The organism is Sphingobium sp. TomMM35A (genome assembly GCF_054771735.1).
In genome coordinates this window covers 354392-370053 of the sequence record NZ_BSRC01000002.1, presented here as the reverse complement: position 1 = coordinate 370053, position 15662 = coordinate 354392, and the positions used below count along the sequence as shown (strand labels likewise).

16 protein-coding genes are annotated in these 15662 nt (G+C 62.9%); 10 read left to right on the top strand and 6 right to left on the bottom strand.

What is annotated here, in order from left to right; genetic code table 11:
* Positions 1-4 precede the first annotated feature (4 nt).
* A complete protein-coding gene (locus tag ACYU8T_RS14790; RefSeq protein WP_461160070.1) occupies positions 5-1072 on the top strand; it encodes a hypothetical protein in 1068 nt (355 codons plus the stop codon).
* 141 nt (positions 1073-1213) lie between these two features.
* Positions 1214-1906 carry a TetR/AcrR family transcriptional regulator gene (locus tag ACYU8T_RS14785; RefSeq protein WP_461160069.1) on the top strand — a complete coding sequence of 231 codons (693 nt, stop codon included), beginning with the start codon at positions 1214-1216 and terminating at the stop codon, positions 1904-1906.
* 43 nt (positions 1907-1949) lie between these two features.
* On the opposite strand, the gene ACYU8T_RS14780 is transcribed toward ACYU8T_RS14785, so the two are convergent.
* A complete protein-coding gene (locus tag ACYU8T_RS14780; RefSeq protein WP_097093631.1) occupies positions 1950-2237 on the bottom strand; it encodes a hypothetical protein in 288 nt (95 codons plus the stop codon).
* A gap of 175 nt (positions 2238-2412) precedes the next feature.
* On the opposite strand from ACYU8T_RS14780, the gene ACYU8T_RS14775 reads away from it, so the two are divergent.
* The 3 genes from ACYU8T_RS14775 (at position 2413) to ACYU8T_RS14765 (ending at position 5742) form a co-directional block, all read left to right on the top strand.
* Complete coding sequence (locus ACYU8T_RS14775) at positions 2413-3351, top strand: ThuA domain-containing protein (RefSeq protein WP_461160068.1); 939 nt, start codon at positions 2413-2415, stop codon at positions 3349-3351.
* A gap of 111 nt (positions 3352-3462) precedes the next feature.
* Positions 3463-4647, top strand: a complete 1185-nt coding sequence (locus ACYU8T_RS14770; protein WP_461160067.1) for an acetyl-CoA C-acyltransferase — start codon at positions 3463-3465, stop codon at positions 4645-4647.
* Between the two features lie 78 nt (positions 4648-4725).
* Positions 4726-5742 carry a zinc-binding alcohol dehydrogenase family protein gene (locus tag ACYU8T_RS14765; protein WP_461160066.1) on the top strand — a complete coding sequence of 339 codons (1017 nt, stop codon included), beginning with the start codon at positions 4726-4728 and terminating at the stop codon, positions 5740-5742.
* 107 nt (positions 5743-5849) lie between these two features.
* On the opposite strand, the gene ACYU8T_RS14760 is transcribed toward ACYU8T_RS14765, so the two are convergent.
* Together ACYU8T_RS14760 and ACYU8T_RS14755 are read right to left on the bottom strand one after the other, a co-directional pair.
* Entirely contained in the window at positions 5850-6767 is a 918-nt protein-coding gene (locus tag ACYU8T_RS14760; protein WP_461160065.1) for a formylglycine-generating enzyme family protein, read from the bottom strand.
* 95 nt (positions 6768-6862) lie between these two features.
* On the bottom strand, positions 6863-7504 hold the full coding sequence (locus ACYU8T_RS14755; RefSeq protein WP_461160064.1) for a TetR/AcrR family transcriptional regulator: 642 nt from the start codon (positions 7502-7504) through the stop codon (positions 6863-6865).
* A gap of 133 nt (positions 7505-7637) precedes the next feature.
* Between ACYU8T_RS14755 and ACYU8T_RS14750 the strand changes: the two genes are divergently transcribed.
* The gene (locus ACYU8T_RS14750; RefSeq protein ID WP_461160063.1) at positions 7638-9413 is read left to right on the top strand and encodes an FAD-binding protein; all 1776 of its coding nucleotides are present in this window, start codon (positions 7638-7640) and stop codon (positions 9411-9413) included.
* A gap of 15 nt (positions 9414-9428) precedes the next feature.
* On the opposite strand, the gene ACYU8T_RS14745 is transcribed toward ACYU8T_RS14750, so the two are convergent.
* Positions 9429-9722, bottom strand: coding sequence for a hypothetical protein (locus tag ACYU8T_RS14745; RefSeq protein WP_097093626.1), 294 nt, complete (start codon positions 9720-9722; stop codon positions 9429-9431).
* A gap of 280 nt (positions 9723-10002) precedes the next feature.
* Between ACYU8T_RS14745 and ACYU8T_RS14740 the strand changes: the two genes are divergently transcribed.
* Genes ACYU8T_RS14740 through ACYU8T_RS14730 form a run of 3 tightly spaced genes read left to right on the top strand, consistent with a single transcriptional unit; the run spans position 10003 to position 11216 of the window.
* Entirely contained in the window at positions 10003-10422 is a 420-nt protein-coding gene (locus ACYU8T_RS14740) for a hypothetical protein (RefSeq protein WP_097093625.1), read from the top strand.
* Between the two features lie 54 nt (positions 10423-10476).
* Positions 10477-10803 carry a hypothetical protein gene (locus ACYU8T_RS14735; RefSeq protein ID WP_461160062.1) on the top strand — a complete coding sequence of 109 codons (327 nt, stop codon included), beginning with the start codon at positions 10477-10479 and terminating at the stop codon, positions 10801-10803.
* Positions 10803-11216 (top strand): hypothetical protein, encoded by a 414-nt coding sequence (locus ACYU8T_RS14730; protein ID WP_141397899.1) that lies wholly within the window; start codon positions 10803-10805, stop codon positions 11214-11216. The genes ACYU8T_RS14735 and ACYU8T_RS14730 overlap by 1 nt, the downstream gene beginning before the upstream one ends.
* Positions 11217-11272: 56 nt before the next feature.
* Here the strand turns inward: ACYU8T_RS14730 and ACYU8T_RS14725 are convergent, their stop codons facing one another.
* Positions 11273-13516 (bottom strand): sulfatase-like hydrolase/transferase, encoded by a 2244-nt coding sequence (locus ACYU8T_RS14725; protein WP_461160061.1) that lies wholly within the window; start codon positions 13514-13516, stop codon positions 11273-11275.
* A gap of 239 nt (positions 13517-13755) precedes the next feature.
* On the opposite strand from ACYU8T_RS14725, the gene ACYU8T_RS14720 reads away from it, so the two are divergent.
* Positions 13756-15084 carry an MFS transporter gene (locus ACYU8T_RS14720; protein ID WP_461160060.1) on the top strand — a complete coding sequence of 443 codons (1329 nt, stop codon included), beginning with the start codon at positions 13756-13758 and terminating at the stop codon, positions 15082-15084.
* A 246-nt stretch (positions 15085-15330) separates the two neighbouring features.
* Here the strand turns inward: ACYU8T_RS14720 and ACYU8T_RS14715 are convergent, their stop codons facing one another.
* Positions 15331-15576 (bottom strand): hypothetical protein, encoded by a 246-nt coding sequence (locus ACYU8T_RS14715; protein ID WP_461160059.1) that lies wholly within the window; start codon positions 15574-15576, stop codon positions 15331-15333.
* Positions 15577-15662: the final 86 nt, after the last annotated feature.

Below are 15662 nucleotides of genomic sequence, written 5' to 3'. Positions count from 1 at the left end.
TTTCATGCTGCATGAACTTGCCGACACATTCCGGCCGGTGGCGCCGCCGCAATTGATCGAAGATGCCTACAGCGCCGATCAACATGCCCGACTGTTGCAGGTGGTGCGGGATAATGGCCCATGGCCCCTCATCATGGCGGAGAATTTCAAGACGCCCGAAGAAGTTATCGCAACGACGTCCGGCGCGGGCAAGCAATTGCCCGAAGGCGTGGAGCTTACCTGGGACATGATCGGCCTCAATCCCGTCTTTCGCGGGTATCTGGCGCGCGGGGGGACCTGCTTCTATCCAGAGGTCGAGGATTGCTATTATAATTCGCGCTTCCTTGATCTCGTCCGCAAATATTGGAACTGCCAGTTCGCTGAGCCCGAGACGTTTCTGTTCAACATCCAGGGTCCGACCCCGATCGGCGGGCCGCCGCATCTGGATGGCGCGGTCTTTCGGGGGCTGACGATGGAAAACAGTCCCTTGTGGCTGCTTCTGACGATGGCCAAGTCGCGCCTGTTCGATCGCTGGCGCTCCAAGAAAGGGCAGGTGATCGCGTGGTACTACAACGGCAAGATCGGCGGCGGCTTCAATTGCTGGCCAGATGGACCAAGGGCTGAACCGTTACAGATCAACGCGCCCATGTGGGGCCGCGCGGTGGTGGTCGAAAACGAGATGATGTTCCACCATGGACAAGCGACCGGGCCAGTCGCGCTTCGCAAGCCACAGGGGCTGGACATCAGTTCGACCTTTGGCGCTGATCCGCAGGATTCGACGGGTTGGCAGATCGAAACATTCGGCAAGGTCAATCAGAAGGTGCCGGAGCAGGAAATGCGCTTCCTTGTTCACTGGGGCGCGCGCCTGTTCAAGGATATCGATGATTTCAAGCTGACCTATGACCATCGCGACGATATCGATCAGGAACTGGCGATCAGCATGCTGATCGACGACATGAAGAAGCGCGGCGTCCAGTTTGAGGTGCCGACCGATCCGATGAACGACAACGCGTTTGTGGGCCTTCTTGCCCGCGTCTACGATATCGGCGGCCCGGCCAACATCCCGCCCGACGCACTGGACGAAGCCGCGTGAGGCGCGGGCCGCAACCGGGGCGCGACGTCGCGTCCCGGATGTGGCCCGATTGCCGACACGGTCCGGGCACCAGAGACTTTGCTTGTGATGCCAAATCAAACCGACATAAGGAGGCGTCGGATTTAGGTTTTTGGACAGAGCATGCCGCGCACCGGAAAAGGGATAGAAAAGGCTGACACTGGCGAGGCGAAAGCGGCCGGACAGCACGCCCCCGCGCGCCGGACGGGGAGGCCGCCGAACAAGAAGGCGGGCCAGATTGATGAAGCCATCCTGACGGCGGCGCGGGACTTGTTCCTGTCGACGGGGTATGAAGCGACGTCGATGGAGGCGGTGGCCCAGGCGGCGGCGGTGTCGAAACGGACGCTCTATGCGCGCCATCCGACCAAGGAAGCGCTGATGAAAGCGGTGGTTGAGGACCGGGTTCAGCGATGGTCGAGCGATGCCAGCGCGGGCAATGCGGATCTGCCGGAGCCATTTCCCGACCGGCTGAAGCGCCACGCGCAGATTTTGATGGAGTCGCTGGGCAATCCCGAAGTCGCGCAGTTCGACCGGCTGATCCTGACGACCGCGTCACGCTTTCCGGAGATCGCGCAGAGCTTTTATCAGATCGGCTATCGCTATGAGCTTCAGTTCCTGACCGGCGAGATCGTCGCAGGGACGAAGGACGACCTGGCGCCGCCGGTCGATCCCGAGCGCGTGGCGCGGCAGTTGCTCAGCATGATACAGGGTTGGCGCAGGACGGAAGAAACGATCCGGGAGGTGAGCCGGGAAGAGGCCGCGCGCTTTGCCGCCGATGCGGTGGACGTCCTGCTGCGCGGACGGGAAAGCTGGTGATCGGGCTGGCCGGGATGAACCACCCCGGCCAGAAAAGCGGTGATTATTTCTTGGCGGGGAGCTTTGCGAGGTCCGCGTCGATGGCGGCAAGAACCTTGTCCGTGATGTCATCGGGCGAATATTGCTGAATATCCTTGAGCGTCATGGCGCGGGCCATGTCGACCTGATCATTGGTGGTCATGCCGGGGACGTGCTTTTCCAGGACAGCCTTGGCCGCCGGGTCGTCGAGCAGCGTGCCGAGTTCGGTCGTGGCGGTGGAATAGGCGGTCTGCGCGAAGGCGGGCATCGGCGACATCGCAATCAGGGCCGCCGCGATCATCCAGTTCTTCATCATGGTCTCCGTTCAACTGTGGCGAGAAACTATTGCAGCATTGCGGACAACGCAACGCACATGTTTACTTCTGCCCGAATATCCGGATATGCCTTTCGCGCTGCTGAACGTAGTTGGGTTTAGGGACCGCGCTTCTGAACGCGCGGCGCTGAAAAGCATGAAGGGGGATGACGGGATGGCGAAGGGTAGAAGCAAGGCGTGGCGCATCGTCAAATGGGTGGCGATCATCGTCCTGCTGGCGGTAGCCATCCTGGTGGCGATGATGGTGCGGGCGATTGGTCCGGGCAATTTTGGGCGCATCGTGCTGGGCGTGGGCGTAAGTTATGACGAGACGCCGCCTGTGCTGCCTGCGCTGTCGGACAAGGCGATCCTCATCTTTTCCAAGACCAACGGCTTTCGCGACGATGAGCAGATCGTGGCGGCGAACCGGGCGATTGCGGAGATCGCGAAGCAACGGGGGTGGAGCAGCTACACGACCGAAAATGCGGCCATATTCAATCCTACGCAGCTGAATCGGTTCAAGGCGGTGGTGTGGAGCAGCGTCAGCGGCGACGTGCTGACGCCGGCGCAGCGTGACGCTTTTCGTGCCTGGCTGGAAAGGGGCGGCGGCTTTGTCGGGCTGCATGGTGCCGGTGGCGATCCGCAATATGCGTGGCGCTGGTATGTCGATAATCTGATCGGCGCGCAGTTCATCGGCCATATCATGGGTCCGCAGTTTCAGCAGGCGACGCTGAACGTCGAGGATCGCGATCATCCCGCGACCCGCGACCTGCCCAAGACGTGGCGGCGGACGGATGAGTGGTACAGCTTCGACGCGAGCCCGCGCGCCAAGGGCTATCGCATCCTCGTCACCATCGATGAGAAAAGCTACAGTCCGCTGCAGAAGCTGACATCCTTCACCAAGGCGAAGGACATCCGCATGGGCGCGGATCACCCGATGGTGTGGACGCATTGCGTGGGCGATGGCCGCGCTTTCTATTCGGCGCTGGGCCATGCTGCGTCGACCTATGGCGAGCCGCTGCATCGCAAGATGATCGGCGGGGCGATCGCCTGGGCGGCGGGGCTGGAGGGGGCGCGCTGTGCTGGCGGCAAGGAGGTTCTGCCCGCGCGCTGAGCCATTTTCCTGGTCGTCGGGACGATGCATAAGGACCGCCAGGTTCCTATATCGAGCCAGACGATGGCCGGGGCGCTGCACCGCCCCTGCCGACAGGTAAAGGAAAATGCCATGCAGGATGATCCTGTTGTGATTGCTGGCTATGCCCGGACGCCCATGGGCGGCTTTCAGGGTGTGCTTTCGCCGCTGAAGGCCACTGATCTGGGCGCTACGGCGGTGAAGGCCGCGATGGAGCGGGCAGGGGCGCCGGTAGATGCGATCGACCGCATTTATATGGGCTGCGTATTGCCTGCGGGGCTGGGTCAGGCGCCCGCGCGGCAGGCGGCTCTGGGTGCGGGGCTCGGCCTCAATACGGAGGCGACCACCGTCAACAAGATGTGCGGTTCGGGCATGCAGGCAGCGATCATGGCGCAGGAGGCGCTGATGGCGGGGGCGGCCGATCTGGTCGTCGCGGGCGGCATGGAAAGCATGACCAACTCCCCCTATGCGCTGCCAAAGCACCGGTCAGGCGCACGGATCGGCCATGACCGGATCATCGACACGATGATGATGGACGGGCTGGAAGATGCGTATGAGCCGGGCAAGGCGATGGGCGTCTTTGCCGAGGACGCGGTGCGTGACTATCAGTTCACCCGCGCAGAGCAGGATGCCTATGCGGTGCGATCACTGGAACGGGCGCAGGCGGCCATTGCGAGCGGCGCTTTCCGGCGGGAGATTGCGGCGGTGACGGTGCGGGGCCGTGGCGGCGATACTGTGGTCGACACGGACGAGCAGCCGGGGAAGGCGCGGCCGGACAAGATTCCGTCGCTCAAGCCCGCTTTCGTTGCCGATGGCACGATCACGGCGGCGAACAGCTCCTCCATTTCCGATGGCGCGGCGGCGCTGGTGATGACGCGGCGGAGCGTGGCCGAGCGGCTGGGGCTGCCGGTGATCGCAACGGTCGTCGCAAGCGCCGCCCATGCGCATGAACCATCACGCTTCACCACGGCGCCCGTCCCGGCAATGCGCAAGCTGCTGGAAAAGGCGGGCTGGCAGGTGGAGGATGTCGACCTGTTCGAGGTGAACGAAGCCTTTGCCGTGGTGGCGATGATCGCCGCAAAGGAGCTTGGCATTCCGGCCGACAAGCTGAACGTGAATGGCGGCGCCACCGCGCTGGGGCATCCGATCGGCGCGTCGGGCGCGCGCATCGTGGCGACGCTGCTGGCCGCATTGCAGGAGCGCGGCCTGAAGCGCGGGGTGGCGAGCCTGTGCATTGGTGGCGGGGAAGCGACGGCAATGGCGCTGGAACTGGCCTGACATAGCGGGCGGCTTTCCTTTTGGCCGGAAGCCGGTAAGCGGGTGGCGGATGATCGGCTTTTGGGGAGCAGGCTGGGCATGAAGGCGGTGGGTTTCAGGCAGGGCGGCCCGATCGATCGGGAGGATGCGCTGATCGACATCGAGGTCGCCGATCCGTCGCCAGGTCCGCGCGACCTGATCGTCCGTGTCCATGCCGTGTCGGTGAACCCGATAGATACGAAGCTGCGTGGCGGCGCCAAGCCTGCGGGCGAGCCGATGGTGCTGGGTTATGATGCGGCTGGCGTGGTGGAAGCCGTTGGCTCGGAGGTGACGTTGTTCGCGCCGGGCGACGAGGTCTTCCATGCGGGCACGGTCAAGCGGCCGGGCACCAATGCTGAATTGCATGCGGTTGACGAACGCCTGGTTGGCCGCAAGCCACGCTCGATCGACTTTGCGCAGGCGGCGGCGCTGCCCCTGACAGGGCTGACGGCTTGGGAACTGCTGTTCGACCGGCTGCGCGTCGCGCGCGGCGGGGGTGAGGGACAGTCGATCCTGATCGTCAATGGCGCGGGCGGCGTCGGTTCGATGCTGGTGCAGATGGCCCGGCAGCTGACGAAGCTACGCGTCATCGCGACGGCCTCGCGCGCCGAGAGCATCACATGGGTGAGGCAAATGGGCGCGCATGATGTGATCGACCATCACGCCCCGCTGCATGACGGGCTGAGCGGGATCGGTGTAAAATCGGTCGATTTCATCGCCAGTCTGGCCGCCAGCGACCGGCATTTGCCCGCCTATGCCCGCATCATCGCGCCGCAGGGCAGGATGGCCATCATCGATGACGTGAAGAGCTTCGACATCGTGCCGCTGCGGCAGAAGTCGGTCACGGTGGCATGGGAAGGCGTGTTCACGCGCTCCATCTACGGAACGTCCGACATGGTCGAGCAGCATCATGCCTTGTGCGAGATCGCGCGGCTGGTGGACGAGGGCGTGTTGCAGGGAACGATGACACGCGATCTGGGACCGATGAGCGCGGCGGCGCTGAGGCAGGCGCATGCGCTGGTGGAAACGGGCACGGCCATCGGCAAGCTGGTTCTTCGGAGCATCCCGAAGAGCTGAATCCAGGGCAAAATCCGATCCGATGCCATCGGTTCGGCTGCTCTAAAATTTCGCTTTTTCCCGCGATTTCCGGGCCAGCAGATGATTTCATCTGCCTGGAAAACGCTCTAGTCGCCCCTGACGATGCAGCGGAAGCCGATATGGCTGGTCGAGCTGTCGATCGCCTGCGCGTGGCGGGCGGCGGGGCGGTAGCGCTGGCAATAGTTGGCGGCGCACAGATGCGATCCGCCCTTCAGCACCTTTCGCGGGATCGGCGTGTGCGGCATGGCCGGGTCCAGGCTTTCCCGCTTCGTCCCGCCCCTCGGGTTGGCGGGGACGCAGCAGCTTCCCTTCGCCTTGCGCTCGATGCGCGGCTGGGCGTACCAGTCTGTCGTCCATTCCCAGACATTGCCGATCATGTCGTAGAGATCGAAGCCGTTTGCCGGATAGCTTTTGACGGGCGAAGTCCGTTCATAGCCGTCCTCAAGCGTGTTGCCATAGGGGAAGGCGCCCTGCCAATAATTGGCCAGCATCTTGCCACCGGGCGCGAGTTCGTCACCCCAGGCATATTCGCTGTTATCAAGGCCGCCCCTGGCTGCAAATTCCCATTCCGCTTCGGTCGGCAAAAGCTTCCCCGCCCATTTGGCGTAGGCTTCCGCATCGGGGAAGGCGACGTGCACGACCGGATGGTCCTCCAACCCCACTATGGTGGTGCCCGGCCCGTGGGGATGACGCCAATCGGTGCCGAAGCTGAATGTCCACCACTGGCTGTAATCCATGAGGTCGACCGGACCGCGCGTCCGCTGGAACAGCAAGGAGCCTGCATTGGCCATGGCGGGGTCCATGCCGGGATAGTCACGGGGATCGGGCGCTGTCTCAGCCAGCGTGCGATATCCGGTCGCTTCGACAAAGCGCGCGAAATCGGCGTTGGTGACAGGCGTTTCATCGATCCAGAAAGGATCGACGCGCACCTGGCGCGAGGGCGCTTCCTCGGGATAGAAATTGTCCGATCCCATGCGGAAAGTCCCGCCGGGAACGTGGCGCATGCCCGCCCTCATCGTGTCGCTTGATCCTCTGCCAGAAACGATAGCGTGCCATCATGGCTTTCGAGGGAACCCCATAGCATAGGGTTGCGCGTGGCTTAAAGCGGTGATGATCGCACCCCGTTGAGGAAAATCGCCACGGCGCTGTCGGCCCAACGTTCCAGATCTTGCGGGCTCCACTTTCTGATCCCCAGCGCGGTCGAGCGGAGGGGGGCGGCGAGAACCATGTCCTGGAACATCAGCATGGCGCTTGCGGGATCATCGCAGCAAATCTCTCCGCGTTCCAAAGCTCGCTCGATGATGTGCAGGACGAGCAGGCGGGCGGGGAAGGATTGGTTGTCATCGGCGGCGTGGGCGAGTTCGGGGAAGCGATGGGCCTCGGCGGTGATGATGGTGTACATTCGCACCATCTTCGGGTCGAGCATGGCTTCCAATATCTGGCACGCCGCTGTGCCGAGCCGGGCGGCGAGGCTGGCGTCGCCCGAGGGCTGTACCGGGAATTTGGGTTTGAGCAGTCTTTCGCTGACGGCCAGGAACAGTTTTTCCTTGCTGCCGAACCGCGCATAGATGGTCTGCTTGCTCGTGCCAGCCGCAGTGGCGATCGCTTCGATGCTGGCTCCGGTAAATCCCTGGGCGAGGAAAATCCGTTCGGCGGCGTCCAGGATCGCGTGGCTGAGGCGTAACGCGGTCGCAGTGTCCGGGCGTCCGCCTTTGTCCCTCGCTGGCCTGACCGTTCCCATCTGCAATTTTCCTTTCCGGCCGGAGGTTGATGTCTTTCGCTCCAGCTTAACTTGACGGATAGACAAGTTATCGTCAACTTCATGTCAAATTGAATCAGAGCTGGCGGGCGACTCTCGCCTGGGGGAGAGATGAATGTCCGACGTCGCAATGGCTGCCCTGGATCATGACCCGCGCAAGAAGCCGGATCACGCACCCGTTCCGCCTGGTGGGAAGGCGATAAAGGATTGGGGCCTCGCGATCGAAGCGCCGCTGCATGTCGCTGATCCGGACGCTCATTCGTGGGACGAGGAAGCGGATATGGTGGTCGTGGGCCTTGGCGGCGCGGGGATCGCGGCTGCCTTGCACGGACTGGAAGAGGGCCTGAGCGTCATTGCCGTCGATCAATATGATGGCGGGGGATCGTCGGCGGCCAATGGCGGCGTCTATTATGCCGGTGGCGGCACGTCGATCCAGCACGAAGCGGGGATCACGGATGATCCGGAGCGCATGTTCGCCTATCTGAAGATGGAGACGGGCGGCATCGTTTCCGACGAGACGCTGCGCGATTTCTGCGAGAGCAGCGCAGGCACGTTCGAATGGCTGCGCAGCCACGGCGCGCCGTTCCAGGCAAGCTATCATCCCGGCAAGACCTCTTATCCGCCCATCGACAAATTCCTCTATCATCCTGACAGCAGCCTGGCGGGGCCTTATCGCGACCTGACGCAGCCCGCCGCGCGTGGCCACCGGGTTCATTTCCGCAATGGCAACAAGCCCTGGGGCGTGGGTGCGGGCATGTACAATGCCTTGCGGGCGAGCGCCCTCGCCAAGGGCATGATGTTCCGATCCGGGGCGGAAGCCCGGCAACTGGCGCTGGACAGCGAAGGCCGCGTCATCGGCGTGCGGATCGAGGAGTTTGCCGAGCCCGAGACGCGGCGCAAACATTCGCGCTACATCGCCCTTGCCGGCAAATGGATGTCGATGCTGCCCGGCACTTTTCCGGGATCACGCATCACCATTGCCGTAGGCTATCGCTATCTCGCCGAGGCGCGGAGCCTGGAGAGCAGCGTGCGCAAGAGCAGCTGGATCCGGGCGCGCAAGGGATTGGTGCTGAGCGCTGGAGGCTTCATCTGCAATCCGCCGATGGTCCAACATTTCGCACCCGAATATGCGCCCGGACTGCCCAATGGCACGCTGGGCGACAATGGCAGCGGGATCATGCTGGGCGTGACGGCTGGCGCCGCGACCGAGTTGATGGGGCGCGTGTCCGCATGGCGCTTCCTCTCTCCGCCCGAAGCATGGGGGCAGGGGATGCTGGTCAATGGCCGTGGCGAACGCTTCGTCAACGAGACCTGGTATGGCGCGCGGATCGGCGACGAGATGGTCGAACGCAATGGCGGGCGGGGCTACATCATATTGGACCGCAGATTGTTCCGGAAAGCGCTGCGCGATGCTTTCCGCCGTGGCACATTGGGCTTTCAGCGGGACATCACGATCGTCAACTGCTTCTTCGCCGCCAAGAAGGGACGGACGCCCGAAGATCTGGCGCGGAAGATGGGTTTCGATCCCGCGACATTCGCGGCGGAGGTCGCTGCTTACAACCGCGCGGCAAAAGGAGAAGCCAAGGACCGGTTCCACAAGGCGGCGGATGAGATGCTGCCGTTGGAGCAGGGCCCCTATTATGCCATCGATGCATCGGTCGATGCGCAGCTTTTTCCCATCGCCTGCATGACGGTGGGCGGCCTGGCGGTTGACGAGCGGACGGGGCAGGTGCGCCGCGATGGCGGCTTGGTTCCGGGGCTATACGCCGCCGGGCGCAACGCGGTCGGCATCTGTTCCAACCTGTATGTCAGCGGCCTTTCCTATGCCGACTGCATCTATTCCGGCCGACGCGCTGCTCGCGCGATTGCGGGCCGCGCCGGTTCGGAATAGTCGCAGGCTCTATCCTCAGGACCTGTTGCCGCCCGCTTCGCTGAAAACGTCATTGACAAGAGTGGCGCGGCTGTCGTCGTTCAGGTCGATCGATACGAGGATCGGCGTTTCCAGCGGTGCGTCGTCCCGTTCTTCTTCCAGAGGAGCGGCGGCGTCGCTTCCGCTGATCTCCTCGCCGACACTGTTGTTCGATCCCTTGGGTTCGATGAAGATGTCGGTGCGTTCGAACCCATGTTCCTGCACCAGATGCTCCACCGCCAGTTCAGCCTCGCGGCGGGTCGAAAAACTATATTCTATCTTCGTGCTCATTGCATTCTCCTGGAACCGCCATGGATATGACCGGTAGCACCGGGCACAAGTCCATTGTTGTTCGTAGAAATGCGCGGAAAGGATATTGGTTCTAGGGGTGCATTTAATTTAGCATGATTGCCGGATCGCCGCACTTTCACTGCATGATCTCTGTTCATCCTGGGTTTAGACACGACAGGGCGACAGAAAAGCTGCGGCAAGTCGTTGAACTAATTCACTCCCCTTGCGCTGTGCACTGACCTCATGCGCTGCATCAGGACAATCATGGAAGGAGAGCATTATGCGCAACGGAATGATTATCGCTACTCTGGCCGCCGCGGGCCTGCTTGGAACGAGCGCGATCGCTCAAACGACGGCAGGCGGTGGCGTATCGGCGTCCACTCCTGAAGGTTCGGTGGCTGGCGGCGCGACCGCAGGCAGCAATGACCGCGCCCACGGCAAGCACAAGGCAAAGCGCCATGATCGTGAGAGCCGCCGCGACGGGGCGACCTCCAATTCGGCGTCCACCTATGGTTCGGGCACCATCTATACCGATCGTGATCGTGCGACGGGCGGCGTGACGGCTGGCGGTTCGGCCAGCGGCACGGGATCGCAGAGCACTTCGACGTCGATCGACGCCTATGGATCGACCGATCGCAATGGCTCGACCGGCGAGGTCTATGGTGATTCCACGGCGAATTCCACCAACCCGTCTCGCTGATTTTACTCCCACCTTTTGGGGACAAGCATGCTTGTCCCCAAGAAAGGTGTCACCATGGGACCCATCATCATGATGATCGCGGCGGCGGCAGGCGTTCAGTCGTCGGACGGAACGTGCCGTCGCACCCATATTTTTGCTGATGGCCGTGTTGAAACCTCTGTCATGGCGGATGATGGCCAAGGCGCTTCGGCTGCGTCGAGCAGTTCGCATGGCGCGCATGCTTCGTCGCATGTCAGTGCCTCTTCCTCATCGGCAGGCGGGTCCAGGGCATCGTCCAGTGCGTCCAGCTCGTCCGATGGTTCCGGGCGATCCATGACAGTGACGCGCGGGCCGGAAGGATGCCGGATCATCATCGACGAGCGACCGGAAAGGAACGAATGATGAAGCGAGCAATAGCTATAATCCTGGCGTCGGCCTGTCTGGCTGGCGCGGGCGGTGTTTCCGCGCAGACCAACAGCGCGGCTTCCCAATCCTCCACCCCGACGACAGGCGACGTGTCGGCTGGCACCTACGGCTCCGGCACCACGGATGCGAACAGCGTCGGCGTATCGGGTGGCGGCACCGCCACGGCGGCGGATGGCGGCACGGCGACGACGGACTCGCGCGCCAAGTTCAATGACAATATGGCGCGGCAGCGTTCCGTCGCCACCGCGCGCGATGATGACGAGCGGGCGCGGTCAATGACCAACACCCATGTGCGCAAGGATGGGCAGGTTCGATCCCGTTCCATGTCGATCTACAAGGAACGTGGCGAAAAGCCCGTGATCGATCGTCAGACGACGACGTCCAAATAGCTGGCCATGGCTGCACAGGGCGAGCCCCTTCGATGGGCCGCCCTGCGCAGGGTCCCTTACCGGGTGCGGATGGTCACCTTGTCGACCTTCGCGCCGCTGATGGGGTAGCCGAGCGGAGCATCGGACGGATAGCTGCCCACGGGCGCTCCCGTGTCGAGGCCCACGCCGAACGTTTCGTGAATGCTGAAGAAGACGGGGGTGGCCGGGATGGTATCGGAAGCGATCGGCTGATCGTCCACCGTCATCTTCAACGTGCCGCCCTTGCCAAAGCCGCCGCCCGCATAGTCGAAATCCACCTGGATGCTGTGCTTGCCCGATGACAGGGGAGCAGGGCCGACGAGGTCGACGGTCTTCACATCGTAGAGACGATAAGTGAATTTGGGCCGTCCTTCGCCATCGAGATAGAGCGCCATGCCGGAGTCCGTGCCGCCGAGCGCAGCAACGACGCCGCGCGCGCCGGAGGTCGCATCGATGGTGGCCCGCATGGTCCAGGAACGGCTGAACAGGCGAGGCAGCGATACCTCTGGAACGCCGATGTCGCCCTGGCGATAGTCCGCAGCGCGGCGGCCGCCGGTTGGATCGGGAAGCTTGCTCTTGTCGAGCACCTGGCCGCCCAGCGGCAGGAGCTGATTGGCCGCAGCTTCCGTCATGAAGAGCGCCTTCAACTCTTCCAGCTTCTTCGGGTTCTTCGCGGCAAGATCATTGGACTGGGAGAAGTCGGTGCGAAGGTCGTACAGTTCCCACTCGTCTTCTTCCAGCGGGCGCTCCCTTGGGGCATAGGCCATCCAGGGATAGCGGCCATGGAAGGCCGAGGCCATCCAGCCATCATGATAGATGGAGCGATTGCCGAAGACTTCGAAATATTGGGTCGTGTGCCGCTCGCGCGCCTTGGGATCGTTGAAGCTGTAGGCGAGGCTGACGCCGTTCATCGGCTTTTGCCGTACACCATCGACTTCGGCTGGTGTCGGGATGCCGGTGACTTCCAATATGGTGGGGACGATGTCGTTCACATGGCCGAACTGGCCGCGGATGCCGCCCTTCTGCTCGATCCGGTTGGGCCAGCTGAGTACCATGGCGTTGCGCGTTCCGCCAAGATGGGAAGCGACGGTCTTCGTCCATTGGAAGGGTGTATCCGAAGCCCAGGCCCAGGCGGAGTTGACATGGGCATAAGTCGAAGGGCCGCCGATTTCATCGATGCGGGCGAATGACTTTGCGTCAGGCGCGGGCGACACGCCGGTCAGCCTGCCCATATAATCGAGGCTGCCTTCCAGCCCGCCTTCCGCGCTCGCGCCATTGTCGCCGACGACATAGATGAAGAGCGTGTTGTCGAACTGGCCGTTCGCCTTCAGTTCGTCGACCAGCTTGCCGACTTGCGCGTCCGTATGCGCGAGAAAAGCGGCGTAGCTTTCCATCAGGCGCGAGGAGAAGCGCTTCTGTTCGGGGGTCAGGCTGTCCCAGGCGGGCATTTCCGCCGGGCGCGGCGTCAATTTGGTGTTGGCGGGGATCACGCCCAGCTTCTTTTGGCGCGCGAAAATCTCTTCGCGCATCTTGTCCCAGCCCTGGTCGAACTTGCCGCGATATTTGTCGATCCATTCCTTGGGCACCTGAATCGGGGCATGGATGCCGCCCGGCGCAAAATAGAGGAAGAAGGGTCGGCCGGGCGCTGAGGAGCCGATGGTGTGAACCCAATCCGTCGCGCGGGCAGCGAGATCTTCCGTCAGGTGATAATTGTCGCCCGCTGGCCGCATGACTGGCGTGGTGCCCTGATAGAGCGTCGGGTTGAACTGATCGGTCTCTCCACCCTGAAAGCCGTAGAAGGTGTCGAAACCCTCTCCCGTAGGCCAGCGGTCGAACGGGCCCGCCTGGCTCAGTTCCCAATCGGGTGTCTGGTGCCATTTGCCAAAAGCCCCGGTCGCATAGCCATTTTCACGCAGGATACGGGCGATCGTTGCCGTATCCTTGCCCTGGAACCCGCTATAGCCTGGCCGCCCGTCGGCGGAATTCATGACGGAGCCGATCCCGGTGGCATGCGGATTACGGCCGGTCAGCAGGGATGCGCGGGTCGGCGAGCAGATAGCGGTCGTGTGGAAGCGATTGTAGCGCAGCCCATCGCGAGCGAGACCGTCGAGCGTCGTGGTCTGCGCCGGGCCGCCGAACGTCGAGGTGGCGCCAAAGCCGACATCATCGAGCAGCACGAGAACGATGTTGGGTGCTCCCTTCGGCGCTTGGCGCACATATTGAGGTGACGAAGGGGCGGCCGCGGGGGCTGAGGTCGTGGCGGGAGGCTGGGCTTGGGCCATTGCGGTCACTCCAGCCGCTGAGAGAGCCAGGGTTCTTAAAAGCCGCCGCACATTCTTCATCTCGCCAACCTCTTCCATCATTTACGTACGATACTATATAGTACAGAAGGCCATGGCAATGGTTTAGCGTCACGCCTAAGCGCGTCGATGTCCAAGCTTGACCTCTGCCCCCTAAAATCTGCAGAGACGCACGACAATTCAGGGCGGAATCAAAAGCCGTGGCGCGAGGGGATGAGCGAGTGAGCAGCGAAGAATCTGTCGAAGCAGGCGGCAGGACCAGTTTGCGGCGGGCCCATGTCGCGCTTGGCATATTCCTTCTCGCCTACATATTGTCCTTCGTCGACCGGCAGATTTTGAGCCTGATGGTCGAGCCGATCAAACAGGATCTGGGCCTCAGTGATTTGCAGGTCGGCTTGTTGCAGGGGCTGGCCTTCGCCATGCTGTACGCGGTCGTCGGCATCCCCATCGGCATGCTGGCCGACAGGATCAGCCGCCGCCGGATCATCGCGGTGGGCGTATTATTCTGGAGCGCCTGCACGGCCCTTTGCGGCTTTGCGGGAAGCTATGCCCATCTGTTCGCCGCGCGGATGGGCGTGGGCCTGGGCGAAGCGTCGCTTTCTCCATCGGCCCATAGCTGGCTGAGCGATGCCTATCCGCCCGCGCAGCTATCGCGAGCAATGGCGATCTACAATCTCGGCATCACGATCGGCGGCGGGCTTGCGTTGCTGGTGGGGGGCGCAGTGGTGGACATGGTCGCCGAGCAGGGGGCCTTGATGGTTCCCGGAGTCGGGCCGATGCCGACGTGGCGCGCGGCCTTCATTCTGGTGGCGCTGCCCGGCCTGGTGGTGACGGCGCTTGTTTTCCTCGCGCGTGAACCGGCGCGCCGGGCGGGATGGGTAAGCGCGGGCATGCCGTTGCGCGCCGCGCTGTCGCATCTGCGCGCGCATTGGCGGACGTTCGCCGCGATCTACGGCAATTCCACAATGCTGGGGATCATGGGTTATGGCCTGATGGCCTGGTATCCGACGCTGCTGATCCGTACATTTGGCATGACAGCGGGTCAGGCGTCGCTTCGTCTGGGCTTGATCTACCTCGTCCTCGGGAGCCTCGGGTCGCTGGCTGGCGGGTTCGCGGCGGAGAGGCTGTCGCTGAAGGGCGTTCGCGATGCCAATTTGCGGATGACGATGATCCTCGCCTTCCTGTGCCTGGTCCCGGCCGCCCTTGCGCCGATCATGTCGTCGGCGCCGCTGTTGTTGCTGTTCTTTTCCCTGCTGACCTTTTGCTTCAACGGCTATTTCGGCTGCTCGCTGGCCGCGATCCAGCTTGCAACGCCGCCGAGCATGCGGGCGACGGGCGCTGCGCTGTTCCTGCTTGCCAACAGTCTGGTGGGGCTGTCGCTGGGCACTGCCATCGTGCCGTTGATCGACAGCGCCTTGTTTGGCGGGCAGGGGCAGATCGGCCCGGCGCTGGCGACGGTGGGCTTCTGTGCGTCGCTCTTCGCTGCTCTGGCCGCATGGTCCGGGCTGCGCAGCTATGCGGCGACGAGCGAGGCGGTGGCGCGGGGTTGAGTGGCCCGATTTCGTGCCCTGGCGGGTGATATTGTTGATTATAGCCTTGGTTATAGCGGGCGCCAAAGGCCCCTGTTTCCGGGACGTTTCAACATATTAACCATCGAGGCGGCGATACCGCCTTCACTTCGACCTCGGAACCCGAGGGCCGAGATGCTGGTTGGCTGCCCGCAGGTTATCCTGCAGTGCGACCCAAACTGCCCTGCCTTCTGATCAGGAGGTGGGGCTCTTTGTGTCTGGAACAGCTCAGGCCACTGGCCGCAGATGGTCAGGCAGATCGTCGGCCGAATAATCGCGGCACTCGATCCGCGGCGAAGCGCTGTAGGTGCTGAAATGTTCAAGCGGCATGGCAGAGCCGCAAAAAGTACATTCGGCAGTCATCCGCCCGATGATCCATTGTTGCCGGTCACATCCGGGACAATGGTTTGGCTCATCTTCCCGATAGAGGGGTGAATAGCTATATGTTGCCGACCAGCCTGTCGCGCTTTCCATCCGCATTGATTTGCCTCATTTTTTTGACGACCTATCAATGTAACGGAAGGCGCGACGTTCAGTTGCATGGGCCTTGCTGCAGATCA

Coding starts and splice junctions, on each gene's coding strand:
- ACYU8T_RS14755 (WP_461160064.1), bottom strand. CDS start 7,504: ATGGGAACGGTCAGGCCAGCGAGGGACAAAGGCGGACGCCCGGACACT.
- ACYU8T_RS14780 (WP_097093631.1), bottom strand. CDS start 2,237: ATGAAGAACTGGATGATCGCGGCGGCCCTGATTGCGATGTCGCCGATG.
- ACYU8T_RS14765 (WP_461160066.1), top strand. CDS start 4,726: ATGAAGGCGGTGGGTTTCAGGCAGGGCGGCCCGATCGATCGGGAGGAT.
- ACYU8T_RS14715 (WP_461160059.1), bottom strand. CDS start 15,576: ATGGAAAGCGCGACAGGCTGGTCGGCAACATATAGCTATTCACCCCTC.
- ACYU8T_RS14740 (WP_097093625.1), top strand. CDS start 10,003: ATGCGCAACGGAATGATTATCGCTACTCTGGCCGCCGCGGGCCTGCTT.
- ACYU8T_RS14790 (WP_461160070.1), top strand. CDS start 5: ATGCTGCATGAACTTGCCGACACATTCCGGCCGGTGGCGCCGCCGCAA.
- ACYU8T_RS14775 (WP_461160068.1), top strand. CDS start 2,413: ATGGCGAAGGGTAGAAGCAAGGCGTGGCGCATCGTCAAATGGGTGGCG.
- ACYU8T_RS14735 (WP_461160062.1), top strand. CDS start 10,477: ATGGGACCCATCATCATGATGATCGCGGCGGCGGCAGGCGTTCAGTCG.
- ACYU8T_RS14725 (WP_461160061.1), bottom strand. CDS start 13,516: ATGGCCCAAGCCCAGCCTCCCGCCACGACCTCAGCCCCCGCGGCCGCC.
- ACYU8T_RS14770 (WP_461160067.1), top strand. CDS start 3,463: ATGCAGGATGATCCTGTTGTGATTGCTGGCTATGCCCGGACGCCCATG.
- ACYU8T_RS14745 (WP_097093626.1), bottom strand. CDS start 9,722: ATGAGCACGAAGATAGAATATAGTTTTTCGACCCGCCGCGAGGCTGAA.
- ACYU8T_RS14760 (WP_461160065.1), bottom strand. CDS start 6,767: ATGCGCCACGTTCCCGGCGGGACTTTCCGCATGGGATCGGACAATTTC.
- ACYU8T_RS14730 (WP_141397899.1), top strand. CDS start 10,803: ATGAAGCGAGCAATAGCTATAATCCTGGCGTCGGCCTGTCTGGCTGGC.
- ACYU8T_RS14750 (WP_461160063.1), top strand. CDS start 7,638: ATGTCCGACGTCGCAATGGCTGCCCTGGATCATGACCCGCGCAAGAAG.
- ACYU8T_RS14785 (WP_461160069.1), top strand. CDS start 1,214: ATGCCGCGCACCGGAAAAGGGATAGAAAAGGCTGACACTGGCGAGGCG.